The sequence below is a fragment of the Burkholderia sp. Bp9015 genome, assembly GCF_003853505.1.
GTDB lineage: Bacteria > Pseudomonadota > Gammaproteobacteria > Burkholderiales > Burkholderiaceae > Burkholderia.
Genome location: NZ_QTPZ01000004.1, coordinates 281,652 through 298,405, shown reverse-complemented (window position 1 = coordinate 298,405; position 16,754 = coordinate 281,652). Strand labels below are relative to the sequence as shown.

The 16,754-nt window shown below is 66.2% G+C and carries 14 protein-coding genes; 8 read left to right on the top strand and 6 right to left on the bottom strand.

Going from position 1 to position 16,754, the window contains the following annotated elements; genetic code table 11:
• Positions 1-155 (bottom strand): hypothetical protein (locus DIE12_RS39025; RefSeq protein WP_185702671.1); only part of this gene is annotated, 155 nt, incomplete at its 3' end.
• A 336-nt stretch (positions 156-491) separates the two neighbouring features.
• Between DIE12_RS39025 and DIE12_RS07410 the strand changes: the two genes are divergently transcribed.
• Positions 492-1,103, top strand: a complete 612-nt coding sequence (locus DIE12_RS07410) for a M35 family metallo-endopeptidase (RefSeq protein ID WP_260426217.1) — start codon at positions 492-494, stop codon at positions 1,101-1,103.
• Between the two features lie 13 nt (positions 1,104-1,116).
• Positions 1,117-1,875 carry a hypothetical protein gene (locus tag DIE12_RS07405; RefSeq protein ID WP_124486157.1) on the top strand — a complete coding sequence of 253 codons (759 nt, stop codon included), beginning with the start codon at positions 1,117-1,119 and terminating at the stop codon, positions 1,873-1,875.
• 112 nt (positions 1,876-1,987) lie between these two features.
• On the opposite strand, the gene DIE12_RS07400 is transcribed toward DIE12_RS07405, so the two are convergent.
• Together DIE12_RS07400 and selD are read right to left on the bottom strand one after the other, a co-directional pair.
• Positions 1,988-3,067 (bottom strand): purine nucleoside permease, encoded by a 1,080-nt coding sequence (locus DIE12_RS07400; protein ID WP_124486156.1) that lies wholly within the window; start codon positions 3,065-3,067, stop codon positions 1,988-1,990.
• Between the two features lie 364 nt (positions 3,068-3,431).
• Entirely contained in the window at positions 3,432-4,496 is a 1,065-nt protein-coding gene (gene selD / locus DIE12_RS07395; protein ID WP_124486155.1) for a selenide, water dikinase SelD, read from the bottom strand.
• A 105-nt stretch (positions 4,497-4,601) separates the two neighbouring features.
• Here selD and DIE12_RS07390 point away from each other — a divergent pair, with 105 nt between their 5' ends.
• Positions 4,602-5,438 (top strand): DMT family transporter, encoded by an 837-nt coding sequence (locus DIE12_RS07390; RefSeq protein ID WP_124486154.1) that lies wholly within the window; start codon positions 4,602-4,604, stop codon positions 5,436-5,438.
• A gap of 243 nt (positions 5,439-5,681) precedes the next feature.
• On the opposite strand, the gene DIE12_RS07385 is transcribed toward DIE12_RS07390, so the two are convergent.
• Entirely contained in the window at positions 5,682-7,190 is a 1,509-nt protein-coding gene (locus tag DIE12_RS07385; protein WP_124486153.1) for a PLP-dependent aminotransferase family protein, read from the bottom strand.
• A 126-nt stretch (positions 7,191-7,316) separates the two neighbouring features.
• Here DIE12_RS07385 and DIE12_RS07380 point away from each other — a divergent pair, with 126 nt between their 5' ends.
• The 3 genes from DIE12_RS07380 to DIE12_RS07370 all read left to right on the top strand — a co-directional run bounded on the left by DIE12_RS07380 (position 7,317) and on the right by DIE12_RS07370 (position 11,474).
• On the top strand, positions 7,317-8,600 hold the full coding sequence (locus tag DIE12_RS07380) for a 4-aminobutyrate--2-oxoglutarate transaminase (protein ID WP_124486152.1): 1,284 nt from the start codon (positions 7,317-7,319) through the stop codon (positions 8,598-8,600).
• An 89-nt stretch (positions 8,601-8,689) separates the two neighbouring features.
• Positions 8,690-10,159, top strand: a complete 1,470-nt coding sequence (gene gabD, locus DIE12_RS07375) for an NADP-dependent succinate-semialdehyde dehydrogenase (RefSeq protein ID WP_124486151.1) — start codon at positions 8,690-8,692, stop codon at positions 10,157-10,159.
• 166 nt (positions 10,160-10,325) lie between these two features.
• Entirely contained in the window at positions 10,326-11,474 is a 1,149-nt protein-coding gene (locus DIE12_RS07370; RefSeq protein WP_260427251.1) for a hypothetical protein, read from the top strand.
• A gap of 73 nt (positions 11,475-11,547) precedes the next feature.
• On the opposite strand, the gene DIE12_RS07365 is transcribed toward DIE12_RS07370, so the two are convergent.
• Positions 11,548-13,092, bottom strand: a complete 1,545-nt coding sequence (locus tag DIE12_RS07365) for a PAS domain-containing methyl-accepting chemotaxis protein (RefSeq protein ID WP_124486150.1) — start codon at positions 13,090-13,092, stop codon at positions 11,548-11,550.
• 409 nt (positions 13,093-13,501) lie between these two features.
• Complete coding sequence (locus tag DIE12_RS07360) at positions 13,502-15,046, bottom strand: PAS domain-containing methyl-accepting chemotaxis protein (RefSeq protein ID WP_124486149.1); 1,545 nt, start codon at positions 15,044-15,046, stop codon at positions 13,502-13,504.
• A 546-nt stretch (positions 15,047-15,592) separates the two neighbouring features.
• On the opposite strand from DIE12_RS07360, the gene DIE12_RS07355 reads away from it, so the two are divergent.
• Together DIE12_RS07355 and DIE12_RS07350 are read left to right on the top strand one after the other, a co-directional pair.
• Positions 15,593-16,153: a GNAT family N-acetyltransferase gene (locus DIE12_RS07355; RefSeq protein WP_124486148.1), complete on the top strand. Its 561-nt coding sequence runs from the start codon at positions 15,593-15,595 to the stop codon at positions 16,151-16,153.
• A 114-nt stretch (positions 16,154-16,267) separates the two neighbouring features.
• Positions 16,268-16,744: a DUF523 domain-containing protein gene (locus DIE12_RS07350; protein ID WP_409333439.1), complete on the top strand. Its 477-nt coding sequence runs from the start codon at positions 16,268-16,270 to the stop codon at positions 16,742-16,744.
• Positions 16,745-16,754: the final 10 nt, after the last annotated feature.

Here is a 16,754-nt window from a genome sequence, read left to right as displayed (position 1 = left end):
CGGCGCGGCACGCCGTCGCGCCATTCGCCCCAGTGCGTGACGATGTCCTGAACGAGCGGATTGCCCGCGCGGTACAGGTTTTCGGTCGCCGGGGCGAAGCGTCGGCCACTACGGCATATTTGTGCCGTAGTCACTGCACCAGTGTAGCGACACAATTGGTGACGTTATCCAAGGTCAATCCAGCGACCAAGTCGCATCCATGCCCGATACAGCGATTGACACGAGCTGATTAGTCTGCCGGTCGCGCTTGCCATCGTAGTCGATGGTCGATCGGCTGTATATTGCATGTCCAGCGGGCTCAATCCAGATCATCACGCCGGTTGAGCCAGCGAAAGGTTGCTTGTTCGCCGCAAGAACCCGCCGTCTTTCCCACCTTCCATTCACACTTCCCAATACTCATTCGTTGCATCGACCGAAATCTGGTACACCTTCGGTCCTACTTCAGGCACTTAGCATCAGCACTCCAAATGATATCCATATGGAGAGTGCCTATGACAACATCGCCACTGCCTGGTGTATCTCTCGATGGACCACCCATCTGTCCGAACATGACGGACGCGGCGTTCAGGAAACGGATGCTCGAATTGCGGGACGAAGCAGTCGAGATCACACTGCGACGGCGCAGGGAACTGATGCTCTGGAACCCGGCCACGGAAGCACGAGTGATCGAGTGGTTCGGCTCGGCAAATAGCGATACAAGACGCAGACTTACTTCAGGGCTCGACGCCCTCGCCAGGGTGATGGCCACGCTCGGGCCAGAAAATTTCGTCCGCATCGGTTCCGATGCCGACCGCGCAACAGGATGTCTTCCAAACATGAAACATCTCGACGCCGAGGTCGCGCATGTCTGTCGCTCCGACACCGCAACTCATACAATCGCCATCAATCTCCCGTTCTGCTCGCTACCCGAGCGATCAGCCGGGAACCTCTCCTCGCAGCAATTGACCATCGTTCACGAATGCGCGCATTTTGCAGACACTTTCGACGCGGGCGACCATCCAGCGGCATACGGTCGACGGGCCAGCGCCCAGTTCGCGAAACGCTACCCGGGCATGGCGATCGGTAATGCAGACAACATCGCGTGGTTCATTCTGGCACGTTGAATCGGAGCAACTCATGCGACGTGCCCTCTCTGTCATATTCGGCGCCCTCCTGTCACTCCCGATACAGGCCAATGCGTGCAAGGTCCTGTTGACCGACAGCATGGAACTGCCGCTGAATTCGGCCGAAATCGCCAACAGCGACAGACTCTCCGTCGTCAGACACTACCTGACCGCCAGGGAATGGACGCGCGAAGGGGCGGCGGTCTCGATCGACGCGACGGCCTACGATTGGGAAAGCCGCCCTAATCAACTCGCGCGGCAACGCGGTGCGCAGATGAAATCGTTTCTCGTGCAACTCGGAATGTCGCCCGACGACATTTACATCGACGAGCGAATCGTGTCGCGCAGGAACGGCAAGCTCGATCCCGATGACAGGAAGCAGCTTTGGGTCCAGTTCGTCCCGAAATGCCCGCCTGCGGGCTGTCAGAGTCTTTGCAACTCGGCAGGTACGCCCGGTGTCGCCAGTCATGCACCGACACCCGAAATGCCGGGGCCCGAGCCCGACTCGAGCCGCTTTTCATGCGGCGACAGTCGTGAACCCACGTCGGCACGTTTCGTGACAACGGAGCGCTGGACCGCACGCACGCGCAACCAGACCTTGCTTTTGCGAAATCAAGACCACCGGCTGCTAACGCATACCTGCTACCGGATCAGCACCAGTGCCACGCAATACATCGGCATGACGGACGAGCACGGTGAGACTGCGCCCATGCAGCTATTGGGGCCGGAATATACGCGCATCGAACTCAAACTCGCGCGCCCCGGCCCGTGATCCTCCGCAGCCGGTCCCGCGGGCCCCAATCCGGTCGCTCCAGGCGATATCGACTCGCCCGGAGCCCGGCCACGCGTGAATGATCGAGTGACTCCAGCGCGGCGCTACCCCCTCACCGGCGCGGCACGCCGTCGCGCCATTCGCCCCAGTGCGTGACGATGTCCTGAACGAGCGGATTGCCCGCGCGGTACAGGTTTTCGGTCGCCGGGGCGAAACCACCCTGGTCCGCATAGTTCAGCAGATTGTCCGCGCTCGTCTGCCCTGCATACGGCCGGTCGAAATCGGAACCCGTGCGCAGCACCGCGACGCGCGACAGGTCGACCCGCTTCACGCTCGCCGCGCGCTTGAGCGCTTCATACGTCGCGTTGTCTTCCTGCGCGGTCATGCAGTAGGTGCCCTTGCCGTCGGTGAGGATCTTGGTCCACTGGCGCGCGCGCTCGCCGATCAGCGTGCCCGAGAACCACGTATTGCCCGATGACGTGTCGCACTGGATCACCGTCGGCGGCCGATTCGCCGGCGCATACGTGAACTTCGCGCGCGCGGCCTGGGCCTGCGCGCTGTCGGCGAGCACGACGTTGCGCGACAGCGCATACGCGGCATCGGTCAGCTGCGGGTTGAGCTGGAATACTTCGGTGCGGTAGTCGAGCGGCGGCTTGTCGTTCGGGCTCTTCGTATTGATGCCGAGAAAGCCGGTATTCCAGCCTGCTGGAATCTCGCGCGCATCGAGTTCCCACTGCAGGCTGAAGTCGACCAGGTATTTCGACCAGGCGGCGGAACCGACCGTGCCTTGCGCGGGGTCGACGCCCGCGATGCCCGACACGAGGAAGTACGTGCGGCGCAGGTCGAAACGCTGCGAGAACGTGAGCGCCATGATCGTCGCGGACGCGTTCGCGTAGCCCATGCCGGTCGTCACCACGCACACGTCCTGCTTGTTGCAGTGAACGGCCGGATAGTCGGGCGACAGGCCGGGCACGGTGATGTCGCGCCACGGGCCGAGCCGGTCGAGCCATGCCTGGCCTTCCGGACCGAACATCGTGATGATCATGACCTTGACCGGGCGGCCCTGTGCACCGGTCTCGGCGAATGCGGCGTTGCCCCCATCGTTGCCCTGGTTGTTCTGCGCAATCGACGGCGCGGTCGCACAGGCGGCAAGCGAGAATGCAGCTGCGGAAAGGATGGAGCGAGTCAGCATCGGCGTTCCTTGTTTCGGTGATGTTGGGTGAGAACGGCTCTCGGAGACTGCGCGAGGGAGTATAGAACGCGCGTGTGCGATGCGGAACCCGACTACGAAACGGCGGGCGGTGTGCGCGGCTCCAGGATTCGCATGAAACGCGGACGGGATCGACATGCGCGCCGCGCAATAACATCAGGAATACTATCTGATCGACCGACGCACGAGTCGACGTCGATGCGAATGACTGGATGCAAACCACGACGAGCCTTGCGTGGCTCTCGATCCACGGCCCGAACAGGAAATCGTTCATCGGTCGTCGATGCCTTCGAGGGAAGGCATCGATTCTAGCGACCGACAGCGATCCAGCGTGAAAAAAACCGCGTCAGGCGACGTCGACGCGCGCGGGCCCGTCCACCATCTCGCCGATCACGGCCGCACGGTCGAAGCCGTCGGCGCGGAAGCACGCGAGCACGTCGTCGACGGCATCCGGCGCGCACGCGACCAGCAGGCCGCCGGACGTCTGCGGATCGGTCAGCAGCGCCTGCGCGACGGGCGGCAGCCAGTCGGCGAGCCGCACGTCGGCGCCATATGCGGCCCAGTTGCGGCCCGATGCGCCGGTGAACACGCCGTCGGCGACGAATGCCTCGACGCCCGCCAGCCACGGCAGCGACGCGTAATGCACGCGTGCGGTCAGCTTCGCGCCGCGCGCCAGTTCGAGCGTATGGCCGAGCAGCCCGAAGCCCGTGACGTCGGTCAGCGCATGCACGCCCGGCAGCGCGGCGAGTTCGGCGCCCGGCCGGTTCAGCTTGGTGGTCGTCGCCACCATCTGCGCATAGCCCGCGTCGTCGAGCTGGTTCTTCTTCAGCGCGGCCGACAGCACGCCGACGCCGAGCGGCTTGCCGAGCACGAGCACGTCGCCCGCGCGCGCGGCCGCGTTGCGCTTCACGCGCGACGGATGCACGACGCCGATCGCCGCGAGCCCGTAGATCGGCTCGACCGAATCGATCGAATGGCCGCCCGCGACCGGAATGCCGGCATCCGCGCACACCGATTCGCCACCGCGCAGCACGGCCGCGATCGTCTCGTGCGGCAGCACGTTGATCGGCATCCCGACCAGCGCGAGCGCGAGAATCGGCTTGCCGCCCATCGCGTAGACGTCGGACAGCGCGTTGGTGGCCGCGATGCGGCCGAAGTCGAACGGATCGTCGACGATCGGCATGAAGAAGTCGGTCGTCGCGACGATCGCCTGCTCGTCGTTCAGCCGATAGACGGCCGCGTCGTCGGAGGTCTCGGTGCCGACCAGCAGGTCCGGGAACAGCGCGGGCGGCGTCGCCCGCTTCAGCAGCTCGGACAGCACGCCCGGCGCGATCTTGCAGCCGCAGCCGCCGCCATGCGACAGGCTCGTTAGGCGCGGAACGGCGGGCGGGGTGAGGGGGGCTTCGGTCATCGTCGGCATCCGGTGAATAACAACGTTCTATTATCGACAATTCCGCGCGAGCGCGCCCGGCACCCACATAATTGACGCCGCCCGCCCTCGTCCGCTCGCTCATTCATGGATCACCTGTTCATCGGCCTCGTGCTGTGCTCCGCCCTCTTGCACGCGATCTGGAATGCATTCCTCCACGTGAGCGAAGACCGTCTCGTCCAGCTCGGCACGATGTCGCTGCCGTATCTCGCGTTCGGCATCGCGGGCGTTGTACTGCTGCCCGCGCCAGCGCCCGCCGCGTGGCCGTATGTCGCGGCGTCGGCCGTGCTCGAGGTCGCGTACTGCTTCACGCTGGCGCGTGCATACCGCAACGGCGAGTTCGGGCAGATCTACCCGATCGCGCGCGGGATCTCGCCGCTGCTCGTATCGGTGCTGGCGCTCGCGATGCTGCACGAGCGACCGACGCCGTTCGGCTTCGCAGGCATTGCGCTCGTGTCGTTCGGCATCATGTCGCTCGCGTTGCGGCGCGGCTTCCGGTTCTCCGGCGAAGGCGTGCCGTACGCACTGCTCACGGGCGTGTTCATCGCCGCGTATTCGATCTGCGACGGCATCGGCTCGCGTGTGTCGGGCAGCGCACTCGGCTATATCGCGTGGGTTTATCTGCTGTGGAGCGTGCCGCAGCTCGTGCTGGTGTGCGCGATGCGCGGCGGCCCGCGCGTGGTGTTCGGTTCGCGCGCGTCGCTGCGGCAAGGCGCGATCGCCGGCACGATCTCGCTCGCCGCCTATGGAATCGTGATTCTCGCGTACCGGCATCTGCCGGTCGCGACGGTATCGGCGCTGCGCGAGACAAGCTCGATCTTCGCGGTCGCGATCGGCTGGTTCGTGATGCGCGAGCGGCCCGGCGCGCAGCGGCTCGCCGCATGCGCGCTGGTGGTCGCGGGCGCGGCGTTGATCCGGCTTTGACGCGCGTGCGTACGCCCTCAGGAAGGACCGGCAGTCACGGCAGGTCCGGTGCACTCGGCAGTCGGGCCGTTGTGTGCTTGCAGCCGAGGTTTTTCCAGGCGAGGCAATTGTCTCCGCACCGCGGAGACAATTGCCCTGGACCTGCTTGAAAACGCTGATCCATATCGACTCCCTCTCATACGTGACTTTCGCATCGCGCTCTGCCGTCTCGAGCGTGGGTCGTCACCTCAACTGCCGCACACGTCAAGCCGCCGCAATCATCCCGTCGAACGCCCGCTCGTCGATCGCCTCGGCCAGCGTCGCGAACGCCGTCGCGATCTCGTCCTCCGGCACGCACGCATAGCCGAGCAGCAACCCCGACGCCGCGCGCTCGCGCTCCGCGTAGTAACCGGACAGCGGCCGCACGACGATGTTGCGTTCGAGCGCGGCCTGCGCGACCGCGCGATCGTCGACCCCGTCCGGCAGCCGCGTGACGAGATGCAGCCCCGCATCGCTGCCGAGTGCCTGCAGCGTGTCGCCGTAGCGGCGCGCGACCGCATCGAGCAGCACCTCGCGGCGCTGCCCGTACAGCGTGCGCATCTTGCGGATATGCGACACGAAGTGCCCTTCCGCGATGAACTCGGCGAGCACCGCCTGCTGCAGCAGCTGCCCTTCGCGATACAGCTCGGCGCTCGCGGTCGCGAAGCTCTCGGCGAGCGGCTCCGGCGCGACCAGATACCCGACCCGCAGCCCCGGGAACAGCGTCTTGCCGAAACTGCCGACGTAGATCACCTGCCCGGCCGTATCGAGCCCCTGCAGCGACGCGAGCGGCCGGCTGCCGTAGCGGAATTCGCTGTCGTAGTCGTCCTCGATGATCCAGCAGCCGTGCTGGCGCGCGTATTCGAGCAGCATCCGCCGCCGCGCGAGACTCATCACCATCCCGAGCGGATACTGGTGCGACGGCGTGACGAGCATCAGCTTCGGCGGCTCGGCGAGATCGGCGGCCGACGGCGCGATCCCTTCGTCGTCGACCGGAATCGGCCGCGTGGTCAGCCCCGACACGTTCAGCACGCTGCGCACGCCCCAGTAGCACGGATCCTCGGTCCAGATCGCGTCGCCCGGATCGGTCAGGAGCCGCACCGCGAGGTCGATCGACTGGTGGATCCCGGTCGTGATCACGATCTGCTCGGGTGTGCAACGCACCGAACGCGACGTGCGCAGGTAGTCGGCCAGCGCCTCGCGCAGCAGCGCGAGCCCGCCGCCCGGCGCGTAGGTGAGCAAATCGGGGCGCAATCTCCGCCAGTACTTGTTGTGCAGCCGCGTCCACACGCGCGCCGGAAAGCGCGACACATCGGGCACGCCGGGCATGAACGCGCCACCCTGGCGCTTCGACACGCCCGCGCCCTCGACGAGCCGCGTGCCGCGCGCCGACAGCCGCCGCGCGGACGATGGCGCCACCGCCGGGCCGGCGGCCGGGTCGGGCGACGCGCCGACGATCTCGTCCGGCGCGCTGTCGGCGACGAACGTGCCGCGCCCCGTCGCCGAGTTCACATAACCTTCGAGCGCAAGCTGTTCGTAAACCTGCGTGACCGTGTTGCGGGCGATCCCGAGCTCGGCCGCCAGCAGCCGCGACGACGGCACGCGCGTGCCGGCCGGCAGTTCGCGCGACAGGATCGCCTGCTGCAGCAGCCGGTGCAGCTGCCGGTAGATCGGCTGTTCGCCGCCGCGCACGAGGCGCTGCGCCAGCCAGTCCGACAACACGCTTGCGCGCATGATTGGCTCCTGAATATTTATTGAAATGGCTCTGATTACCAGAGCCAAATGTGATTATAGTCGCCTCCATGGGCTGCCAATGCGGCCGATTTTTATCCCACCGGACAGAACATCAAGGAGATGACCGTGAAGAATGCCGACCTGCAGGCCCGCAAGAACGCCGCCACCCCGCGCGGCGTCGGCGTGATGTGCGATTTCTACGCAGCCCGCGCCGAGAACGCGGAGCTGTGGGATGTCGAAGGCCGCCGCTTCATCGATTTCGCCGCCGGCATCGCGGTGCTGAACACTGGCCACCGCCACCCGAAGATCGTCAAGGCGATCGCGGATCAACTGAACAGCTTCACGCACACCGCTTACCAGATCGTCCCGTACGCGTCGTACGTCGAGCTGGCGGAAAAGATCAACGAACGCGCGCCGGGCGACTTCCCGAAGAAGACCGCGTTCTTCACGACCGGCGCCGAAGCCGTCGAAAACGCGATCAAGATCGCGCGCGCCGCGACCGGCCGGCCGGGCGTGATCGCGTTCTCGGGCGGCTTCCACGGCCGCACGATGATGGGCATGGCGCTGACCGGCAAGGTCGCCCCGTACAAGCTGAACTTCGGCCCGTTCCCGGGCGACGTGTTCCACGCCCCGTACCCGAACGCGCTGCACGGCGTGACGACGGCCGACTCGATCAAGGCGATCGAGATGCTGTTCAAGGCCGACATCGATCCGAAGCGCGTCGCCGCGATCATCTTCGAACCGGTCCAGGGCGAAGGCGGCTTCAACCCGGCGCCGGCCGAGTTCGTGCGCGCGCTGCGCAAGATCTGTAACGAGCACGGCATCCTGCTGATCGCCGACGAAGTGCAGACTGGCTTCGCGCGTACCGGCAAGCTGTTCGCGATGCAGCACTACGACGTGCTGGCCGACCTGATCACGATGGCGAAGAGCCTCGCGGGCGGCATGCCGCTGTCGGGCGTCGTCGGCCGTGCGGACGTGATGGACGCAGCGGCGCCCGGCGGCCTCGGCGGCACCTATGCGGGCAACCCGCTGGCCGTCGCGTCGGCGCACGCGGTGCTCGAGATCATCGACGAAGAGAAGCTGTGCGAACGTGCGACGCAACTCGGCGACGTGCTGAAGGCGAAGCTGAATTCGCTGCAGGCCGACGTCCCGCAGATCGCCGACGTGCGCGGCCCGGGCGCGATGATCGCGGTCGAGTTCCTGAAGCCGGGTTCGGGCGAGCCGGACGCGGAATTCACGAAGCGCGTGCAGACGCGCGCGCTCGAGCGCGGGCTGCTGCTGCTCGTGTGCGGCGTGTACTCGAACGTCGTGCGCTTCCTGTTCCCGCTGACGATCCCGCAGGCCGTGTTCGACGAAGCGCTCGTGATCCTCGAGGAAGTGCTGAAGGAAACGGTCGGCGTGCCGGCCTGAGTTCCGGTCCACGTCAACCGAATGCGCCGCCGCCGTCGTCAGGACGGCGGCGGCCTTTTTATCCGTCATTTTCAAGGCAGGCGATTCATATGAGCACCGTTCAGGAAACCCTGGCACTGAAAGATCCGTCGCTGTTCCGCCAGCAGGCGTATGTCAACGGCGAATGGCAAGGCGCGGCGAACGGCGAGTCGTTCGAGGTCCGCAATCCGGCAACCGGCGGCCTGCTCGGCACCGTGCCGGCGATGGGCACGGCCGAGACGCGCCACGCAATCGAGGCCGCGAACGCCGCATGGCCGGCATGGCGCAAGAAGACCGCGAAGGAGCGCGCGGCGATCCTGCGCAAGTGGCACGACCTGATGATGGAAAACGCCGACGACCTCGCGCTGATCCTGACCACCGAGCAGGGCAAGTCGCTCGCCGAGGCGAAGGGGGAGATCGGCTACGCGGCGTCGTTCCTCGAGTGGTTCGCGGAGGAAGGCAAGCGCGTGTACGGCGACACGATCCCGACGCCGGCGAGCGACAAGCGCATCGTCGTGACGAAGGAAGCGATCGGCGTGTGCGCGGCGATCACGCCGTGGAACTTCCCGGCGGCGATGATCACCCGCAAGGTCGGTCCGGCGCTCGCGGCAGGCTGCCCGATCGTCGTGAAACCGGCCGAGGCGACGCCGTTCTCGGCCCTCGCGATGGCCGTGCTGGCCGAACGCGCGGGCGTGCCGGCCGGCGTGTTCAGCGTCGTCACCGGCGATCCGAAGGCGATCGGCGGCGAGCTGACGTCGAACCCGATCGTGCGCAAGCTGTCGTTCACCGGCTCGACGCCGGTCGGCCGCCTGCTGATGTCGCAATGCGCGGCGACGGTCAAGAAGGTGTCGCTGGAACTCGGCGGCAACGCACCGTTCATCGTGTTCGACGACGCCGATCTCGATGCCGCCGTGCAGGGCGCGATCGCATCGAAGTACCGCAACAGCGGCCAGACGTGCGTGTGCACGAACCGCTTCTACGTGCACGAAGCCGTGTACGAGCAGTTCGCGCAGAAGCTCGCGGCAGCGGTCGGCCAGTTGAAGGTCGGCCGCGGCACGGAGCCGGGCGTCACGCAGGGTCCGCTGATCAACGAAGCGGCCGTGCTGAAGGTCGAGGCGCACATCGAGGACGCGCTCGCGAAAGGTGCGACCGTCGTGACGGGCGGCAAGCGCCACGCGCTCGGCCACGGCTTCTTCGAGCCGACCGTGCTGACGGGCGTCACGCCGGCGATGAAGGTCGCGAAGGAAGAGACGTTCGGGCCGCTCGCGCCGCTGTTCAAGTTCGGCAGCGACGACGAGGTGATCCGCCTCGCGAACGACACCGAGTTCGGTCTCGCCGCGTACTTCTACAGCCGCGACATCGGCCGCGTGTGGAAAGTCGCCGAAGCGCTCGAGTACGGGATGGTCGGCGTGAACACGGGCCTGATCTCGAACGAAGTCGCGCCGTTCGGCGGCGTCAAGCAGTCGGGCCTCGGCCGTGAAGGCTCGCATTACGGCATCGACGACTACGTCGTGATCAAGTACCTCTGCCTCGCCGTCTGACGGTTCGGGGCCTGGCGCTTCGGCGACAGGCCCTGACCGCCCGGCCGGAACCGGGCGGTCACGACGCGGGCCGGTACCTCCTCTCCGCCGTGCCCGCGTCACCTTGCCGTGCGCGATGTCGGCACGCGTTCCGTGCGCGACGTCGATGCCGCATCGGCCAAACGTCATGCCGTTCGGCAATTTCGTTCAAGTCTCATTTCTCGTCCCGCTGCCAGCCGCTAGATTGAGCGTTCCACCTCGATCCGGTTTGCCTGCGCATGAACAGTTCCTCCGCCCGCCCGACCTGCGTATCCCCCGCGCACCGCGCCCTCGTCGCGCTTCCTCGCACCCGTCCCGGCATCGCGCCCCGCACGAAGGGAGCCCGCATATGAGCGTCGGATCAGCCGATCGTCGTACGTACCCGCCCGAGGAAAAGCGCGGCGGGCCGAGCAATCACCAGCCGTTCAACGTCGTCTACGACGGGCCCGCGCTCGGCGAGCACCGGATGGACGTGCGTGACCTCGCACCGGTGCTGCTCGCGATCGCCGACCTGTTCTCGTCCGCCAACAAGGAACTCAATGGCGACCACTCCGAGGTTCGTCTCGAGGTCAGGGGCGGCTTCAAGGCTGGCTCATTCCATGCAGAGCTGATCTTCGTCCAGCCGCTCGCGAGCCAGATCCGCGACCTGTTCGCCGGGCCGAACGCCAATGCGTTCAGCAACGCACTGGCAATCCTCGCCGCATTGGGGATCATCGGTGGCGGCGGGCTGATCGGCCTCATTCGCACGCTGCGCGGGCGCAAACCGCATCGCACCGAGCCGGACGGAGCGCATGTCAAGATCTGGATGTCGGAGCAGGAATGCTTCGTCGTCGATGAACCCATCGTCCGGCTGTATCGGAACCGGGCCGTTCGCGTCAACCTGCAGAAAATGCTCTCGCCGCTCGAACATGACGGCATCGACAGCTTCGGCATCGTCCGCGACGACATCGTCGAACTCTCGATCGAACGCGACGAACTCGGTACGTTCGCGAGCAGCGACGATCCCGGCGAAATCGTCACCGACACGATCGCACTCAAGATGCTGAAGCTCGAATCCGTCGTGTTCAAGGACGGCAACAAATGGCGCGTGCACGACGGCACGTCCGCGTTCTATACGTCGCTGGACGACGAACGGTTCATCGCGAAGGTCGATGCCGGCGAGCGCTTCGGAAAGGGCGACGTGCTGGTCGTCGATCTGCGCCAGACGCAGATCGTCACCGACGAAGGGCTTCGCAACGAATACCGGATCGTCAAGGTTCGCGAGCACCGTGCACCGTTGCAACCGGCGCTGATTTGATCTGCGCCCCCCGTGGAGGTGACGCGCGGGCCGCGCGTCTCCGCCGTGCCCGCGTCACCGGCCTTGCCCGCCTTCAACGAAACACGTTCACCGCATCCACAAGCCGCGTCGCCTGCTGCTTCAGGCTTTCCGACGCCGCCGCGCTCTGCTCGACCAGCGCCGCGTTCTGCTGCGTGATGTTGTCCAGATGCACGACCGCCTGGTCGACCTGCGCGACCCCGGTGCTCTGCTCGGCCGTCGACGAGCTGATCTCCGCGATCAGGTCCGACACGCGCTTTACCTGCGTGACGATGTCCTCCATCGTCTTGCCCGCGCCGTCGACGATCCGTGCGCCCGATTCGACCCGGTCGACACTCGCGCCGATCAGTGTCTTGATTTCCTTCGCCGCGTTCGCACTGCGCTGCGCGAGCGCCCGCACCTCGCCGGCGACCACCGCGAAGCCTCGCCCCTGATCGCCCGCGCGCGCCGCCTCGACCGCCGCGTTCAGCGCGAGGATGTTGGTCTGGAACGCGATGCCGTCGATCACGCCGATGATGTCGGAAATCTTGTGCGAACTCGCCGTGATGTCGCTCATCGTCGTGACGACTTCGCTCACCGCCCGTCCGCCGCGCTCGGCCGCCTCGCTCGCCGAAACCGACAACTGGTTAGCCTGCAGCGCCGTCTCCGCGTTGCTCGATACGGTGGCCGTCATCTCGGCCATCGACGCAGCCGTCTGCTGCACGCTGGTCGACGCCTGTTCGGTGCGCGCGCTCAGGTCGTTGTTGCCTTGCGCGATCTCGTTGCTCGCGCGCTGCACGTTGTGCACCTGCTCGCTGACGTCGTCGACGAGCCAGCGGAACATCAGCCCGAGCTGGTTGATCGTGCGCAAGGTCATGCCGATCTCGTCGACCCGGTTCATCGCCACGCCCGAGCGGCTCTCGCCGGTCGCGACGCGCAACGCCTGGTCGCGCAACTGAATCAGCGGACGCACGATCTGTGCGTCGAGCCACAGGCCGGCCGCCACCGCCACACCGACCGCCGCACCGGCAAACGCCGCGAGCCCGCCGCCGGTCAGCCCGCACGCCCACCCCGCGCCGACGACGACCGGCGCCAGCACGCACAGGGTCGAATGAACGCGCGCGCGCACCGACATCGTCTGGAACAGCGACGCGACACGCATCAGCCCGGTACGGACGATCAGCCCCTTGTGGAATCGGCGATTGCCGGCCTTGCCTTCGCGGAATGCGCGGTACAGCGCGTCGGCCGCCGCGATCTCGTCGCGCGACGCCTTGGTGCGCACCGACATGTAACCCGTCGGCTGCCCGTTGCGCATCACCGGCACCGTATTCGAACGGACCCAGTAATGATCGCCGTTCTTGCGGCGGTTCTTCACGAGCGCGGTCCACGGTTCGCCGTTCTTCAGCGTCGCCCACATGTCGGCGAACGCCTCCTTCGGCATGTCCGGGTGTCGCACGACGTTGTGCGGCTGGCCTTCGATCTCCTCGGGGGAAAATCCGCTGACCTGGATGAACGCGGCATTCGCGTACTTGATGTAACTGTCCGCGTCGGTGGTCGACATCAGCGTCGCGTCGTCGGGAAATTCGAATTCGCGTTGCGTGACAGGCTGGTTATTGCGCATGGTGTGGAGTTCCCAGGTTGCGGATCTTGGCGTCCGCTTGTGGATTGAACCGGGACCGTCCGCATCGCGGTCGTCCCGCATGCGTTCGATCAGACTCCTGCGCTTTCGGCAAATCCGGCGAAAACATTATGCCGGCTTCGGGTAAATATGCATGAATTTCGCATCATCTTGATCCAGCCGAACATTTTGTTTATATGTAAATAAAATCCAGCTTTATCAAATACTTGCGCCATCAATCATCCGACTATTCCGGCGCTTGTTCCGACGGGATTCACGAGTCGATCCTGAATCGAGAATGCGAATCCCTCTCGTTTAATTCATGTAAATCGAAACGAAAATCGGGGATTTCGCCGCCTTGCCCCGATTTGCTTCGCGTTGCCTCGCAGTGGCGGGAGCGCGCCCCCGACGATCACCGAAACACGTTCACCGCGTCCACGAGCCGCGTCGCCTGCTGCTTCAGGCTTTCCGACGCCGCCGCGCTCTGCTCGACCAGCGCCGCGTTCTGCTGCGTGATGTTGTCCAGATGCACGACCGCCTGGTCGACCTGCGCGACCCCGGTGCTCTGCTCGGCCGTCGACGAGCTGATTTCCGCGATCAGGTCCGACACGCGCTTCACCTGCGTGACGATGTCCTCCATCGTCTTGCCCGCGCCGTCGACGATCCGGGCGCCCGATTCGACCCGCTCGACGCTCGCGCCGATCAGTGTCTTGATTTCCTTCGCCGCGTTCGCGCTGCGTTGCGCGAGCGCCCGCACCTCGCCGGCGACCACCGCGAAACCGCGCCCCTGTTCGCCCGCGCGCGCCGCCTCGACCGCCGCATTCAGCGCAAGGATGTTGGTCTGGAACGCGATGCCGTCGATCACGCCGATGATGTCGGCGATCCTGCGCGAGCTGTCGGTAATGTCGTTCATCGTCGTGACGACTTCGCTCACCGCCTGCCCGCCGCGCTCGGCCGCCTCGCTCGCGGACACGGCGAGCCGGTTCGCTTGCAGTGCGGTCTCCGCATTGCTGTCGACGGTGGCCGTCATCTCGGCCATCGACGCGGCGGTCTCCTGCACGCTCGACGCGGCCTGTTCGGTGCGCGCGCTCAGGTCGTTGTTGCCCTGGGCGATCTCGTTGCTCGCGCGTTGCACGTTGTGCACCTGCTCGCTGACGTCGTCGACGAGCCAGCGGAACATCAGCCCGAGCTGGTTGATCGTACGCAACGTCATGCCGATCTCGTCGACGCGGTTCATCCGCACGCCGCGGCGGCTTGCGCCGGTCGCGACGCGCAACGCCTGGTCGCGCAACTGAATCAGCGGACGCACGATCTGTGCGTCGAGCCACAGGCCGGCCGCCACCGCCACACCGACCGCCGCACCGGCAAACGCCGCGAGCCCGCCGCCGGTCAGCCCGCACGCCCACCCCGCGCTGACGACGGCCGGCGCCAGCACGCACAGGGTCGAATGAACGCGCGCGCGCACCGACATCGTCTGGAACAGCGACGCGACACGCATCAGCCCGGTACGGACGATCAGCCCCTTGTGGAAACGGCGATTGCCGGCCTTGCCTTCGCGGAACGCGCGGTACAGCGCGTCGGCCGCCGCGATCTCGTCGCGCGGCGCGCTGGTACGCACCGACATGTAGCCCGTCGGCTGCCCGTCGCGCATCACCGGCACCGCGTTCGCGCGCACCCAGTAGTGATCGCCGTTCCTGCGGCGGTTCTTCACGAGCGCCGTCCACGGTTCGCCGTTCTTCAGCGTCGCCCACATGTCGGCGAACGCCTCTTTCGGCATGTCCGGGTGCCGCACGACGTTGTGCGGCTCGCCGACGAGTTCGTCGGTCGAGAAGCCGCTCACATACGCGAACGTCGTATTCGCGTATGTGATGATGCTGTCCGCATCGGTGGTCGACATCAGCGTGACGTCGTCGGGAAATTCAAATTCTTGTTGGGTGACAGGCTGGTTGTTGCGCATGCAGGGCTCCGAAAGGCGGATCCGGCTGCAGGATCCGCGCAGCGCGAAAATCGCGCTCAGTAGCCGAAAAACGGTTTATCGCTTTACGACGGTCTCGTCCTTGCTGTCGGCACCCTCCGGAAAAACCTTAATCCGGAAGCGCATGAAAGATCGAATTCGGTCATCTGCATGATTTCGATCAAGTCATCCGGCGATAATCACATCCGACGCTTTGCGAAAGTGAACCGATGCTTTATGGAATAACCCCGCGCAACGAGCCGATCTGCGCAGCCGTTGCGCGCAGCGAAACGACTCTGCCTGATCTGCTCCATTCGACCGGCATTTGAACTCGATGAAAAAATCCCGGCTGCAATTGAATCGGCCGCCCCGGAATACGGCACGGCCTGCGCATGACGGCGATAGACACGATCAGGCCGCGCTTTTCCGCGATCGCGACACGATGCGTGTTCCGCAAACGCACGACATGCACGACATGCGCGGCGCCGCAGCAGGCACGCGGCCGCACCCACCCAACCACACGCAACGCGCTGCACACCGGACCACCGCATGACACGCCGCACCGCCACCGAACGCGACGCACTCTCGGCACGCCTGCTCACCCGCGACGAACTGCCGCTCGTCTGGACCATCGACCGGCGCGAGATCATCCATCATCTGTACGCGCTGCGCGACGGCGAACTGCAGCTCGTCCCCGACTTCTACGACGTGCGCGGCTGGCCCGACGGCGAAGCCGAGCACTACACGCCGATCCTGCTCGACTGCCACGATCGCGGCGGCTGGTGTCTCGGCATGTTCGACGGCGCACGGCTGGTCGCGGCGGTCATCGTGGATGCCGATCCGCTCGGCCCGCGACGCGACATGCTGCAGCTGAAGTTCCTGCACGTGAGCCGGGACTGGCGCGGTTGCGGGCTCGGCGAGCATCTCTATCGCGCGGCCCGCGCGCAGGCACGGACGATGGGCGCCGCACGGCTCTACGTGTCCGCGACGCCGTCGCAGCGCACGATCGACTTCTACCTGCGCCTCGGTTTCACCGTCAGCGCATCGCCCGACCCGGCGTTGTACGCGCTCGAGCCGGAGGACATCCATCTGGAAGCGCCGACGGCCTGACGCGCGCGAACGCCACCCGCGCGCAACATTTCCGCTCGCCCGACAACACCCGCACGGAGAACGACATTGCAGAACCCGCCGCAGCCGCCGGTCACGCCGAAGATCCTCGTCAGCATGTGCGTGCTCGGCCACCCCGTCCGCTACAACGGCTCGGCGAGGACCGCCGCGCATGACACGCTCGCACGATGGCGGCGCGAAGGGCGCCTGGTGCCCGTGTGTCCGGAACTGGCAGGCGGATTGAGCGTGCCGCGTCCGCCCGCCGAGATCGCGGCAGGCGAATCGGGGCAACGCGTGCTGTCGGGTGCCGCGCGCATCGTCGACGTGCACGGCACCGACGTGACGGCCCCGTTCGTCGACGGCGCGCACACCGCGCTCGCGCTGGCACGCGCGCACGACTGCCGCTTCGCGATCCTGGCGGACGGAAGTCCGTCGTGCGGAAGCAGCTTCATTTACGACGGGAGTTTTGCGGGCCGGCGGCATGCCGGCGCCGGTGTGACGGCGGCGTTGCTGCGCCAGCATGGCATCGAGGTGTTCGCGGATACCGAGATCGACGCGCTCGCGGCGCGCATCGCGCGGCTATCACGAGGCTGAATGACGATGT

What these genes read in the sequence shown, in the direction of transcription:
- selD (WP_124486155.1), bottom strand. Translation starts at nt 4,496, where the DNA reads ATGACCGAAGCCCCCCTCACCCCGCCCGCCGTTCCGCGCCTAACGAGC.
- gabD (WP_124486151.1), top strand. Translation starts at nt 8,690, where the DNA reads ATGAGCACCGTTCAGGAAACCCTGGCACTGAAAGATCCGTCGCTGTTC.
- DIE12_RS07365 (WP_124486150.1), bottom strand. Translation starts at nt 13,092, where the DNA reads ATGCGCAATAACCAGCCTGTCACGCAACGCGAATTCGAATTTCCCGAC.
- DIE12_RS07400 (WP_124486156.1), bottom strand. Translation starts at nt 3,067, where the DNA reads ATGCTGACTCGCTCCATCCTTTCCGCAGCTGCATTCTCGCTTGCCGCC.
- DIE12_RS07360 (WP_124486149.1), bottom strand. Translation starts at nt 15,046, where the DNA reads ATGCGCAACAACCAGCCTGTCACCCAACAAGAATTTGAATTTCCCGAC.
- DIE12_RS07410 (WP_260426217.1), top strand. Translation starts at nt 492, where the DNA reads ATGACAACATCGCCACTGCCTGGTGTATCTCTCGATGGACCACCCATC.
- DIE12_RS07370 (WP_260427251.1), top strand. Translation starts at nt 10,326, where the DNA reads ATGCCGTTCGGCAATTTCGTTCAAGTCTCATTTCTCGTCCCGCTGCCA.
- DIE12_RS07355 (WP_124486148.1), top strand. Translation starts at nt 15,593, where the DNA reads ATGACACGCCGCACCGCCACCGAACGCGACGCACTCTCGGCACGCCTG.
- DIE12_RS07390 (WP_124486154.1), top strand. Translation starts at nt 4,602, where the DNA reads ATGGATCACCTGTTCATCGGCCTCGTGCTGTGCTCCGCCCTCTTGCAC.
- DIE12_RS07385 (WP_124486153.1), bottom strand. Translation starts at nt 7,190, where the DNA reads ATGCGCGCAAGCGTGTTGTCGGACTGGCTGGCGCAGCGCCTCGTGCGC.
- DIE12_RS07350 (WP_409333439.1), top strand. Translation starts at nt 16,268, where the DNA reads ATGTGCGTGCTCGGCCACCCCGTCCGCTACAACGGCTCGGCGAGGACC.
- DIE12_RS07405 (WP_124486157.1), top strand. Translation starts at nt 1,117, where the DNA reads ATGCGACGTGCCCTCTCTGTCATATTCGGCGCCCTCCTGTCACTCCCG.